The organism is Ferrovibrio sp. (genome assembly GCF_035304305.1).
Taxonomy (GTDB): Bacteria; Pseudomonadota; Alphaproteobacteria; order Ferrovibrionales; family Ferrovibrionaceae; genus Ferrovibrio.
In genome coordinates, this window is record NZ_DATGQG010000092.1 from 1 (window position 1) to 11,869 (window position 11,869).

Here is an 11,869-nt window from a genome sequence, read left to right on the forward strand (position 1 = left end):
TACCGCTGGCGGAATCCGCCACGGCCCTGCAATCCTCGCAGAATGGTCAGGTCGCCAAAGGTGCCCGCGCGAAGCGGGGAAGGGCGGGGCTGCTCTTCGCGGCGGCTGTCGGGCATGGCGAAAAACGGACTTGGCTTTCCCGGCCGGATGTACTATGTTTGTTCCGTGCGAGCAAGGGCCAACGGCCCTGTCGGGTTGGACATCGTGAAGATGCGACAAGGCTGTGCATACACAAGTATGCGAGAGGACCAATGACGGGCGAAATCACCCTGTTCTGGGGCTTCGCGGCCGGGTTTTGACGCGATTCAGCCTTGAGTGGCCGGCGATCTCCGCAGGGGCCCGGCGGACCGGAACGGGCTCCAGCGGGTTCCAGCGGGCCGCAGCGGACTCCAGTGGACCCGAATGGACCGCAGTGGACTGTAGCGGGCCGTAGCGGACTCCAGCGGGCCGCAGCGGCTCCGGCCGACCCGGACGAAAGCCGGGGCGGCTCCGTCCCCGGGCCTGCCTCCGGCTACTCCATCCGCACCATGACATGCCGGCGGTAGCCCGGCCGTTGCGCCAGCCGCTCGTGCCAGGCGGCCAGCCGGGGCAGGTCGGGCCGGTCGAGCGGGAAGCTCAGCCAGCGCTGCAGGAAGCAGCCGGCCGGAATGTCGCCGATGGTGAGCGCGTCGCCGGCGATGAAATCCTGCCCGGTCGCGGCGAGATGGGCGTCCAGCAGGCTCCAGGCCCGGGCCGCGGCATCGGCCGCCCGCAGCATGGCGCCCACATCGGCATGCACCGGGTCGCGCACGAAGCCCCAGAACAGCGTGCGCATGTCGGGGCCGAGCACGGTCAGCGCCCAGTCCATCCAGCGGTCGGACAGGGCCCGCGCAGCCGGGTCCTCCGGCCAGAGGGAGCCTGACCCATACCGCGCGGCGAGGTAGCGGACGATCGCGTTGCTCTCCCAGAGCACGACCGTCCCGCCATCCGGGCCATCATCCTCGATGGTCGGCACCAGGCCGTTCGGGTTCTTCGCCCGGTAGGCGGGATCGTCGGTGCCGCCGAACGGCCCGCCGAGATCGATGCGCTCGTAAGCCAGGCCCAGCTCCTCGGCCGCCCAGAGCACCTTCTGCACGTTGACCGACGAGGCGCGGCCCCAGATTTTCAGCATGATCCTTCCGCTGCTCCCGTCATCCGATCCGGCATCCGATCCGGCATCCGAAATCGGGCCGGAACCGGGCCTGAAACTTTTTAACCTGCGCAAATACGACTAGACTCGCGCGCCATGCGCAAGTTGTACCATCTCTGGCTCTCGCCGTTTTCCCGCAAGGTCCGCATCCTGCTGAAAGAAAAGGGCCTGGAATTCGACCTCGAGGTCGAGAAGGTCTGGGAGCGGCGGCCGGAATTCCTCGCCATGGACCCGACCGGCGAGGGGCCCGTGCTGGTCGAGCATGACGGCCGCGTGCTGGCCGACAGCCAGGCCATCTGCGAATACCTCGACGAGGTCTATCCCAACAAGATGCTGCTCGGCTTCGATCCGCCGGGCCGGGCCGAGACGCGCCGGCTGGTCGCCTGGTGGGACAACAAATTCAGCCGCGAGGTGAGCGAGCCGCTGGTCTTCGAGAAGGTGATGAAGCGCTTCCTCGCCCAGGGCCATCCGGAATCCGCGGTGATCCGCATCGCCCATTCCAACCTGAAGATCCATCTCGACTACATCACCTGGCTGACCGAGCGGCGGAACTGGCTGGCCGGCGACGATTTCAGTCTCGCCGACATCACCGCCGCGGCGCATCTGAGCTGCATCGACTATCTCGGCGACATTCCCTGGGAGGATTACCCCGGCGCCAAGGACTGGTATGCGCGGGTCAAGTCGCGGCCCAGCTTCCGCCCGCTGCTCGCCGACCACATCCCCGGCCTGCCGCCGCCGAAGCATTACGCGGACCTGGATTTCTGACTTCAACCGTCACCCCGGCCAGGCGCAGGCGTGCCGGATCCCCGCTTCGCGGGAATGACAAAGACCAGACCACCAACAAGGAGCATTTCCCATGTCCATCCGCCGCATCGATGTCGGTCCCCGCATGAGCCAGGCCGTGATCCACGGCAAGACGGTCTACCTCGCCGGCCAGGTCGCGGCCGATCCGAAGGCCGACGTCACCGGCCAGACCGAGCAGATCCTCGCCCAGATCGACAAGCTGCTGGCGGCGGCCGGCACCGACAAGACGCGGATCCTCTCGGCCAATGTCTGGCTCGCCGACATCGCCACCTTCGCCGACATGAACAGGGCCTGGGATGCCTGGGTGGCCAAGGGCAACACGCCCGCCCGCGCCACCACCGAGGCAAAACTCGCCGCGCCGGAATACAAGGTGGAGATCGCCTGCATTGCCGCTCTTCCCGACTGAGATCAGGCGGACTGAGCAGCAGACAGCGGCGCGCATCAGGGAACGCGCGGCCGAGGAGGGCTTCGACGCGGTCGGCATCACGCGGGCCGACCGCATCGGCCCCGAGCTGGCGGCGCGTCTCGATGAATTCATGGCGTTGGGCCGCCATGGCGAAATGCGCTGGCTGGAAGAGAAGGCCGAGCGCCGCCGCCATCCCAATGCGCTCTGGCCGGAAGCGAAAAGCATCATCGCGCTGGGCCTCAATTACGGCCCGGCGAAGAACCCGCTCGACGTGCTGGCGCAGCGCGACCGCGCCGCGATCTCGGTCTATGCCCAGGGCCGCGACTATCACCTGGTGGTGAAGAAGAAGCTGAAAAGCCTCGCCGGCTGGATGCACCGCGAATGGGGCAATGACGTAAAGGTCTTCGTCGATACCGCGCCGCTGATGGAAAAGCCGCTCTCGGCCGCGGCCGGCATCGGCTGGCAGGGCAAGCATACCAACCTGGTGTCGCGCGACTACGGCTCCTGGCTGTTCCTCGGCGCGATCCTCACCACGCTGGAGCTTCCCGCCGACGAACCGGAGGCCGACCATTGCGGCTCCTGCTCGGCCTGCCTCGAGATCTGCCCCACGCGCGCCTTTCCCGCGCCCTACCAGCTCGATGCGCGGCGCTGCATCTCCTACCTCACCATCGAATATGGCGGCGTGATCGCGCCCGAGCTTGCGGAAGCCATGGGCAACCGCATCTATGGCTGCGACGACTGCCTGGCGATCTGCCCGTGGAACAAGTTCGCCTCGCTGTCGCGCGAGATCACCTTCCATGCGCGGCCCGAGCTCGACGCGCCGGCCCTGCTGGAGTTGGCGCGGCTCGACGATGCGTCCTTCCGTGCGCTGTTCGGCACCAATGCCGTGAAGCGCATCGGCCGCGACCGCTTCATCCGCAATGTCTGCATCGCGCTCGGCAACAGCGGCATGCCCGAAGCCGCGCCGGCGCTTCAGACTCTGTGCAATGATTCATCGGAAGTCGTCCGCGCCCAGGCGGCGCTGGCGCTGGAGACGCTGAACAGAAACGCGGATGGCCGGGACAGGTCCGGCCATGACACGTAAGAAAAGACCCGCTCTGCTGTCATGTCCGGACCTGTTCCGGGCATCCACGTCTTCTTTTCTACTCCGCCCTCACGTCCATCTGCTCGATGACCCTGCCGGCCGTCTCGGCTGCGGGCGAGTCGGGGGCGATCATGCGCAGCTGGATGAGGTCGGCGCGGGCGCCGCTGCGGTCGCCCGTCTGCGCGCGCAGGATGCCGCGTTCCAGCAGGCCCTCGGGCAGGCGCGGCTCGATCGCCAGCGCGGTTTCGGCATCCTCCATGGCGCCGCCGAAATCCTTCAGATGCCGCCGCGCCGAGGCGCGCAGCGCATAGGCCTCGGCCCGCGTCGGATCCAGCGTCAGCGCGCGGCTGAGATCGGCGGCCGCCGCCGAATGGTCCTGCAGGGCCGCCGATGCCAGGGCGCGGTCGATCAGCAGGTCGGCTTGGTCGGGCGATGCCTGGAGCGCGATGTCGAGCAGCGCTTTCGCGCGCTGCGGCTGGTCGGCCAGCAGCCAGGCATTGGCGGCCTGGTCGAGCAGCTGCACGCTTAAGTGCGGCACCTGCTTCTGCGCCAGCGGCAGCAGCGCTTCCAGCCTGGCCGCGGCATCGGCGTAATGCTTCAGCTCGATCAGCGCCAGCGCGGCGCAATGGGCGGCCGGCAGGCCGCCGCCGGTCTCCGACCAGGTCTGCGCATGGGCGAAGCCGTCCTCCGGCTGGCGGCGCGCCAGGCTCAGGCAGTCCTGGTAGGCGACATCCTCCAGCGTCGGCGAGGCGGAGGGCTGTGCGGCGACGGCGGATGCAACCAGCGCGATGCTGGCGATGAGACCGGAGAGCGCTATTCTGTTGCAGAGCATGGACGGAGAGTGATGGCGCGCCATGTCAAAAGCAAGGCATGGGTCGGAAGCAGGGCGCCGCCGGGAAGCGACAAAGGCAAGCGATGAGCACGTTGTTCTGTTTCGGACTGGGATACAGCGCACAGGTGCTGGCCGCGAAGCTGAAGGCGAAGGGCTGGGGCGTGGTCGGCACCACGCGCGAGATGAACAAGGCCGCCGATCTCGCGGCGCAGGATTACGATCTGCATCTCTTCGACGGCACGGCGCCGCTGGCCGATGCCTCGGTGATGGCGCCGGCGACGCATCTGCTGATCTCGGTCCCGGCCGACGACGACACCGATCCGGTGCTGCGCTGGCATGCCGCAGACATCGCCAAGCTGCAGCACCTGAAATGGCTCGGCTATCTCTCCACCACGGGCGTCTACGGCGACCGCGGCGGCGACTGGGTGGACGAGTCGAGCGACCTGCGTCCCAGCCAGGCGCGCAGCAAGCGCCGCGCCGAGGCCGAGGCCGCCTGGCTCGCGCTGTGGCGCGAGCATAGCGTGCCGGTGCATGTCTTCCGGCTTGCCGGCATCTACGGTCCGGGACGCAGCCAGCTGGAGTCCTTGCGTCGCGGCACGGCGAAGCGGCTGGTCAAGCCCGGCCAGGTCTTCTGCCGCATCCATGTCGAGGACATCGCGCAGGTTCTGCAGGCCTCGATAGCCAGGCCCGATCCCGGCGCGATCTACAACGTCGCCGATGACGAGCCGGCGCCGCCGCAGGATGTCGTCGCCTATGCGGCGAAGCTGCTCGGCATGGCGCCGCCGCCGGAAGAGCCCTTCGATGCCGCGAAGCTGACGCCGATGGCGGCGAGCTTCTATGCCGACAACCGCCGGGTGCGCAACGACCGCATCAAGCGCGAGCTCGGCGTGACGCTGAAATACCCGACCTACCGCGAAGGCCTGCGCGCCATGGCGGCGCCGCTCGCGGCTCAGCTGCAGGACAGGGCGTAGAAGGCGGTCGGCTCCTCGCGGTTGCGGGCAGGGACGAAATCCATCCGCTCCTCGACGAAGGTCATGCCGATCCGCCTCAGCACGGCGATGGAGGCCGCATTGTCGGGCTGCGCGCCCGCCTCCAGGCGATCGAGCCGCAGCGCCGCCGTCGCGGCCTGCAGGAAGGGCGGCAGGGCCTCGCCGATATAGCCGCGGCGGTGGAAGGCATTGCCCAGCCAGTAGGTGAGGCTGCCGGTGCGCGGCGTCTCGCGGCTCAGCAGGATGCCGAGCCAGCCCATGACGGTGCCGTCGCGCTGCGTCATCACGCAGAACGCACCGCGGCCCTCGCGCATGGCGGCCTCCGCGTCGGCGATGCGCTGTCGTGCCATGTCTTCGCTGCACGGATGGGGCCAGCTGGCCATCCAGGAACTGACATCCTCGGTCATCAGCGCGGCCAGCGCCGCCGCATCGTCGGATCGCGGCGGCCGCAGATGCAGGCGCGCTGTGTCGATCGCGGTCATTTCCGCCCGATCAGGCTCCACACCGTCTCGATCAGCAGCTCGATATCCTGCGGCCGCGACAGGCGGTGGTCGCCGTCGCGCAGAAGCGTCAGCCGCGTGTCGTCGCCGCGGAAGGCTTCCACCGTCTTCACCGCATGCTGCCAGGGCACGTCCGGATCGCGCATGCCCTGCAGGATGCGCACCGGCCGGTCGAAGACGATGCCCGGGCCGAGGATGCAATGCTCGCGTCCCTCGGTGATCAGCTTCAGGCTGTATTCATAGGGCTGGTCGGAATACTCCGACGGCTCGCGCAGCACGCCGTCGCGCAGCAGCACCGCGCGCTGTTCCTCGGTCATCTGCGCCCACATCAGGTCCTCGGTGAAGTCCAGCGCCGGCGCGATCAGCACCAGGCCGGCGGTCTTCTCCGGCCGCGCCAGGGCGGCGAGGGTCGCCAGCCAGCCGCCCATGCTGGAGCCGACGATGATCTGCGGCCCCTGGCAGACGCCTTCCAGGACGGCGAGCGTGTCTTCCTTCCAGCGCCCGATCGTACCCTCGATGAAAGCGCCGTCGGACTGGCCATGGCCGAAATAGTCGAAGCGGGTGAAGGCGGTGCCGCGGGCCTTCGCCGCCGCCTCCAGCGCCAACGCCTTGGTGCCGGTCATGTCCGACTTGAAGCCGCCGCAGAACAGCACGCCCGGAGTCGCGCCGGGGGTAGTGCAGTAGGCGATGCGGTGGCCGTCGGGGCGGGTGAGATACTGGATATCGGACACGGAAACCCTCCTCGGATGCCGGGCGGCGGTTTGCCGCGGCCCGGCGGCAGCTTTATGATTGCGCGAATCATTTTCCGCATGGCCGCAGGCGGCAACCCATATGACCAACACATCCGGCGGGCGTCCAGCCGCCGACCATGATCAAGCGCCCGGGGATCAGGCACCCGGACGACCGCCGGCCGTGCTGCAGGTCCTGCCGGCGCTGGTCACCGGCGGGGTGGAGCGCGGCACGGTGGATACCGCCAAGGCACTGGTCCGCGCCGGCTGGAAGGCCTATGTCGCCTCGGCCGGCGGGCCCATGGTGCGCGAGCTCGAACGCGCCGGCGCGGTGCATGTCACCCTGCCGATGGCGTCCAAGAACCCGCTGCAGATCTGGCGCAATGTCGAGAAACTGGAGGAGCTGATCCGCACCCTGCCGGTGGATCTGGTCCATGTGCGCTCGCGCGCGCCGGCCTGGTCGGCGCGGGCGGCGGCGCGGCGCTGCCATGTGCCTTTCGTCACCACCTTCCACAATGCCTACAAGGCGCATAACTGGTTCAAGCGCTTCTGGGCCGGGCCGATGGCGCGCGCCGACCATGTCGTGGCGATCTCGAACTTCGTCGCCGAGCATGCCCATCGCCGCTTCGGCGTGCCGGAAAGCCTGATCACCGTCATTCCCCGCGGCACCGACCTCAACTGGTTCGATCCCTCGCGCGTCTATCCCGACCGCATCGCCAAACTGGCGAAGGAATGGCGGCTGGTGGACGGCCTGCCGGTGATCCTGCTGCCCGGCCGGCTGACGCGCTGGAAGGGTCATGCCGTGCTGCTGCGGGCGCTGGACATCCTGGCGCGCCGGCGCGGCCGCCAGGACTTCACCGCCGTGCTGCTGGGCGACAACCAGGGCCGCAACGCCTACCAGGCGGAGCTGGAAGAGCTGATCGCCCGGTACGACCTGAAGACCTCGGTACGACTGCCCGGCGGTGCGAAGGACATGCCGGCGGCCTACATGCTGGCCGACGTGGTGGTCTCGGCCAGCATCGAGCCGGAAGGCTTCGGCCGCATCGCCGTGGAGGCGCAGGCCATGGGCAAGCCGGTGATCGCCACCGACCACGGCGGCGCGCGCGAGACCGTGCTGCCCGGCGACACCGGCTGGCTGGTGCCGCCGGGTGATGCCGAAAAGCTGGCGGAGGCGCTGGAAGCCGCGCTGGCGCTGACGCCGCAGCGCCGCCTGCAGATCGCCGCCCTTGCCCGCGCCCATGTGCAGCGGCGCTTCACCGTGGACGGCATGACCGATGGTTATCTGAAGGTCTATACCGACCTGCTGTTTCCGCAGCGCGGCTGAAACGAAAAATGCCCGGGCGCAGGCCCGGGCATCTCCGTCACGACCGAAGCCGGATCGTCTTACCGGAAGGGAATGGCGTACATCAGGCCGCCGCGGGTCCACAGGTCGTTGAGTCCGCGGTCCAGCTTGATCGGGCTGCCCTGGCCGACATTGCGTTCGAAGCTCTCGCCGTAATTGCCGATCTGCTTGATCACGTTGTAGGCCCATTTCTCGTCGAGGCCGATGCCCTTGCCGAAGCCGGGCGTGACGCCGAGGAAGCGCTTGATCGCCGGATCCTCGCTTTTCAGCATCTCGTCCACGTTCTGCTGCGTGATGCCGAGCTCCTCGGCTTCCTTCATCGCCATCAGCACCCACTTGACGATCTGGTACCACTGCTCGTCGCCCTGGCGCACCATCGGGCCGAGCGGCTCCTTCGAGATGCGCTCCGGCAGGATGACGTAGTCGTCCGGATTGGGCAGCGCGGTGGCGCGGATCGCGGCGAGCTGCGAGGCATCGGTGGTGTAGACGTCGCAGCGGCCGGACGCGAAGGCGGCGATGTTCTCTTCCACCTTCTCGATCACCACGGTGCGGAAGGTCATGTTGTTCTTGCGGAAATAGTCGGACAGGTTGAGCTCGGTCGTGGTGCCCGGCTGCACGCAGATGGTCGAGCCGCTCAGCTCCCTGGCCGACTTCACGCCGAGCTTCTTGTTCACGATGAAGCCCTGGCCGTCATAGAAGTTGACGCCCGCCTCGCGCAGGCCGAGCGACACGTCGCGCATCAGCGTCTGGGTCGCGTTGCGGGTCAGCACGTCGATCTCGCCCGACTGCAGGGCGACGAAGCGCTGCTGCGCGGTGGTCGGCGTGTACCTGATCCTGGTGGAATCGCCGAAGACGGCGGCGGCAATGCCGCGGCAGAGGTCGACGTCGATGCCGCTCCAGTTGCCCTGCTTGTCCGGCGCGCTGAAGCCGGCGACGCCGGTATTCACGCCGCACTGGATGAAGCCCTTGGCGCGGACCGCGTCGAGCGTGGGGCCGGCCATGGCCGGCAGCGCCAGTGTCGCCGCAGTCAGCAGGCCAGCGGCCGCCATCGTTATCCGTAGACCCGCAGTCATCCGCATGTTGTCCCCCGTTCGGATTGCCCTGTTCGCATCTCACTCTAGCGAGGCGCCGGAGGCCCTGCCAATGCCAATCAGCGATGGGTTATGCCGAATCGGCATAGGCCGGAAATGCCGCCTGCGCCGCAGTCCTGCTGCCGGTTTTTTCGGCAGGGCGGGAATGCTCAGTCGTCCCGCTGGCCGGCCTGGCGGCAGACCAGCGACCAGACCTCCTCCATCTTCGGCCGCCCGAGATCGCCGGTGCGGTACAGCCGCACCTCCATGCCCCGGCTCCAGCTTTCGTCGCCGGCCCGCACGAGGGCGCCGCTCTTCAGTTCGCGCCGGATCGAGCTCGCCGGCAGCCAGGCCACGCCCTGGCCTTCCAGCGCCATCGCCTTCAGCGCCTCGGCCATGGAATTCTCGTAGATCGGGACGAAATGCGGCGCGGTCCTCCTGGCGGCGATCGCCAGCTCGACGATGCGGCCGAGGAAGGTGTCGGGCGAGTAGGCCAGATAGGGCAGCGGCGCGCGCAGGCTGCCGGGAAGGGGGTAGAGCGGCTTGCGCTCGGCCCCCGGCGCGCAGACCGGCAGGATGCTGTCCTCCGCCAGCACGACGAAAGGATAGCGCCGCGGATCGAGCAGCAGCGGCACGCCCGGATGGGCATAGGTCAGCAGGAAGTCGCAGCTGCCGGTCACCAGCGCCTGCATGCAGTCGTGCATGTTGTCGGCCACCATGCTGGTGTTGAGCTGGCCGAGCTCCTCGCTAATCCGGCGCAGCCAGGCCGGAAAGAAGGTGAGCGACAGCGTGTGCAGGGCGGCGAAGCGGATGGTGCTGCGCGCCTGGTGCTCGGCCTGCCGCAGTTCGTCGCGCGCCTGATAGATCTGCCGCAGCATGCTTTCCGCGACATCGCGGAAGGCGCGGCCGGCCGGCGTCAGTGCGGTGGGATAGGTGCTGCGGTCGACCAACGGCGCGCCGAGCCAGAATTCCAGCGCCTTGATGCGCCGGCTGAAGGCGGGCTGGGTGACGTTGCGTTCCTCAGCCGACCGGGAAAAGCTGCCCGTATTCGCCAGACTGATGAAGTCTTCCAGCCATTTCAGTTCCATGCCGGACATCCTGGCATGTCCTGGCCCGCCCGGACCAGCCTGTCGGGCAGGCTGGCCGCGATGCAGGCTTCCGCCAGCGCCGCGGTGGCATCAACCAGCACCACCTCGCCGCGCCGGTCGGTGCGATCGAGCGCAAGCGGGATTTCCGTGCAGCCGAGGATGACCGCCTTCGCGCCGGCTGCCGCCAGGTCGGCCACGGCCGACTGCAGCAGCAGGCGCGCCTGCGGCACGCGGCCGGCCTTCACCGCGCGGATCCCGGCCATCACCAGCTCCTCCTGCCGGCGCGGGCCGGGCAGGAGGAGGTCGTAGCCGCGGCCGGCCAGCCGCCGACCGTATATATCGGCAAGCAGGGTGCCGGTGGTGGCCAGCAGGCCGACCGGGCCGCCCGGCACGCCGGACCGCGCCAGCGCGTCGGCGGCGGCATCGACGATGTGCAGGACCTCGATGCCGCTGCTGCCGCGGAGCTGGTCGTACCAGTAATGCGCCGTGTTGCAGGGCATGGCGATGATCTCCGCGCCGGCGCCGGTCAGCCGGTGCAGCCCCGCCAGCAGGGCCGGCAGGGGCGAGGGGCCATGCCCCTCGATGCAGCTCGAGCGGTCGGGGATCTGCGGCACCGAATGGACGAGGACCGGCACATGCTCCTGGTCGCAGGCGGCGGGGGTCATCTCGACCAGCTTGCGCAGGAAATCGACCGTTGCCATCGGACCCATCCCGCCGAGGATGCCGACCAGCCGCGGCCGCGCGGCCTGCATCGGTTTCGACATGACGGCGGAGGTCCGGACGGGCATGACGGGACCATGGCGGCGGGGCCGGATTTCCGCCAATGCCAAGTCGGGCAGGGGCTATGCAGGACCGGAATAGAACCCATCCGCCCCGCCGCCTTGACAGGGGGGGATGGAAAGCTAGGCTGCGCCCCCTTGGAGGTTTTCCCCATGTCCAGTCCCGCCGTTGCCAATGCCGAGATCCGCGTCACGCTGCCCGATGGCAGCACGCGAACTTATCCGGCGGGCAGCACGGGTGCGGATGTGGCGGCCTCCATCGGCACCGGCCTGGCCAGGGCGGCGCTGGCGATCCGCCTCGACGGCGAGCTGAAGGATCTGGCCACGCCGATCACCCGCGACGCGCGGATCGAGATCGTCACCCTGAAGGACCGCAACGAGGCCGAGGTGCTGGAACTGCTGCGCCATGACGGCGCGCATGTCATGGCCCAGGCGGTGCAGGAACTCTATCCCGGCACGCAGATCACTTTCGGCCCGGCCACCGAGGACGGCTTCTACTACGATTTCGTGCGCGACGAGCCCTTCACGCCGGAGGATTTCGCGAAGATCGAGCAGCGCATGGTCGAGATCGTCAAGCGCGACCTGCCGATCCGGCGCGAGGAATGGACGCCCGAGCAGGCGGTCGAATATTTCAAGTCCATCGGCGAGACCTATAAGGCCGAATGGGTGGCCGAGATCGCCAAGCGCGGCGAGCCGATCTCGATCTACCGCCAGGGCGACTCCTGGCTGGACCTCTGTGTCGGTCCGCATCTGCCCTCCACCGGCAAGCTGCCGCCGGTCTTCAAGCTGATGAAGGTCTCCGGCGCCTACTGGCGCGGCGATGCCAAGAACCGCCAGCTGCAGCGCATCTACGCCACCGCCTGGCGCGACCAGAAGGAACTCGACGCCTATCTGAAGCGGCTGGAAGAGGCCGAGAAACGCGACCATCGCCGGCTCGGCCGCGAAATGGGCCTGTTCCACCAGCAGGAAGAAGCCGCCGGCATGGTCTTCTGGCATCCCAAGGGCTGGACGCTGTACCGGACGCTGGAGCGCTACATGCGCCAGCGGCTGGAGAAGGCGCGCTACCAGGAAGTGAAGAC

At 68.5% G+C, this 11,869-nt stretch carries 13 protein-coding genes; 6 read left to right on the plus strand and 7 right to left on the minus strand.

Annotated elements, in window-relative coordinates:
• Positions 1-511 precede the first annotated feature (511 nt).
• Positions 512-1,150 carry a glutathione S-transferase family protein gene (locus VKZ87_RS11080; protein ID WP_324221321.1) on the minus strand — a complete coding sequence of 213 codons (639 nt, stop codon included), beginning with the start codon at positions 1,148-1,150 and terminating at the stop codon, positions 512-514.
• Positions 1,151-1,264: 114 nt separating this feature from the next.
• Here VKZ87_RS11080 and VKZ87_RS11085 point away from each other — a divergent pair, with 114 nt between their 5' ends.
• From VKZ87_RS11085 to queG, 3 genes are all read left to right on the plus strand, one after another.
• Positions 1,265-1,933: a glutathione S-transferase family protein gene (locus VKZ87_RS11085; protein ID WP_324221322.1), complete on the plus strand. Its 669-nt coding sequence runs from the start codon at positions 1,265-1,267 to the stop codon at positions 1,931-1,933.
• 91 nt (positions 1,934-2,024) lie between these two features.
• Positions 2,025-2,378, plus strand: coding sequence for a RidA family protein (locus VKZ87_RS11090; protein WP_324221323.1), 354 nt, complete (start codon positions 2,025-2,027; stop codon positions 2,376-2,378).
• Positions 2,359-3,462: a tRNA epoxyqueuosine(34) reductase QueG gene (gene queG, locus VKZ87_RS11095; protein ID WP_324221324.1), complete on the plus strand. Its 1,104-nt coding sequence runs from the start codon at positions 2,359-2,361 to the stop codon at positions 3,460-3,462. Before VKZ87_RS11090 ends, queG begins: the two co-directional genes overlap by 20 nt.
• Positions 3,463-3,520: 58 nt before the next feature.
• On the opposite strand, the gene VKZ87_RS11100 is transcribed toward queG, so the two are convergent.
• Positions 3,521-4,318, minus strand: a complete 798-nt coding sequence (locus VKZ87_RS11100; RefSeq protein WP_324221325.1) for a hypothetical protein — start codon at positions 4,316-4,318, stop codon at positions 3,521-3,523.
• A gap of 59 nt (positions 4,319-4,377) precedes the next feature.
• Here VKZ87_RS11100 and VKZ87_RS11105 point away from each other — a divergent pair, with 59 nt between their 5' ends.
• Entirely contained in the window at positions 4,378-5,265 is an 888-nt protein-coding gene (locus VKZ87_RS11105) for an SDR family oxidoreductase (RefSeq protein WP_324221326.1), read from the plus strand.
• Here VKZ87_RS11105 and VKZ87_RS11110 read toward each other — a convergent pair.
• Both VKZ87_RS11110 and VKZ87_RS11115 read right to left on the minus strand, forming a co-directional pair.
• Positions 5,244-5,765: a GNAT family N-acetyltransferase gene (locus VKZ87_RS11110; RefSeq protein WP_324221327.1), complete on the minus strand. Its 522-nt coding sequence runs from the start codon at positions 5,763-5,765 to the stop codon at positions 5,244-5,246. The two genes, VKZ87_RS11105 and VKZ87_RS11110, sit on opposite strands and share 22 nt — an antisense overlap.
• Positions 5,762-6,514 (minus strand): alpha/beta hydrolase, encoded by a 753-nt coding sequence (locus VKZ87_RS11115; RefSeq protein WP_324221328.1) that lies wholly within the window; start codon positions 6,512-6,514, stop codon positions 5,762-5,764. The genes VKZ87_RS11110 and VKZ87_RS11115 overlap by 4 nt, the downstream gene beginning before the upstream one ends.
• Before the next feature lie 181 nt (positions 6,515-6,695).
• Here VKZ87_RS11115 and VKZ87_RS11120 point away from each other — a divergent pair, with 181 nt between their 5' ends.
• Complete coding sequence (locus tag VKZ87_RS11120) at positions 6,696-7,835, plus strand: glycosyltransferase family 4 protein (RefSeq protein WP_324221329.1); 1,140 nt, start codon at positions 6,696-6,698, stop codon at positions 7,833-7,835.
• A 59-nt stretch (positions 7,836-7,894) separates the two neighbouring features.
• Here the strand turns inward: VKZ87_RS11120 and VKZ87_RS11125 are convergent, their stop codons facing one another.
• From VKZ87_RS11125 to VKZ87_RS11135, 3 genes are all read right to left on the minus strand, one after another.
• Positions 7,895-8,902, minus strand: a complete 1,008-nt coding sequence (locus tag VKZ87_RS11125) for an amino acid ABC transporter substrate-binding protein (RefSeq protein WP_324221330.1) — start codon at positions 8,900-8,902, stop codon at positions 7,895-7,897.
• 191 nt (positions 8,903-9,093) lie between these two features.
• Positions 9,094-10,011, minus strand: a complete 918-nt coding sequence (locus tag VKZ87_RS11130) for a LysR substrate-binding domain-containing protein (RefSeq protein WP_324221331.1) — start codon at positions 10,009-10,011, stop codon at positions 9,094-9,096.
• Complete coding sequence (locus VKZ87_RS11135) at positions 10,002-10,775, minus strand: aspartate/glutamate racemase family protein (protein WP_324221332.1); 774 nt, start codon at positions 10,773-10,775, stop codon at positions 10,002-10,004. The genes VKZ87_RS11130 and VKZ87_RS11135 overlap by 10 nt, the downstream gene beginning before the upstream one ends.
• Positions 10,776-10,943: 168 nt before the next feature.
• Here VKZ87_RS11135 and VKZ87_RS11140 point away from each other — a divergent pair.
• The coding region (locus VKZ87_RS11140) for a threonine--tRNA ligase (protein WP_324221333.1) at positions 10,944-11,869 on the plus strand (926 nt) is incomplete at its 3' end.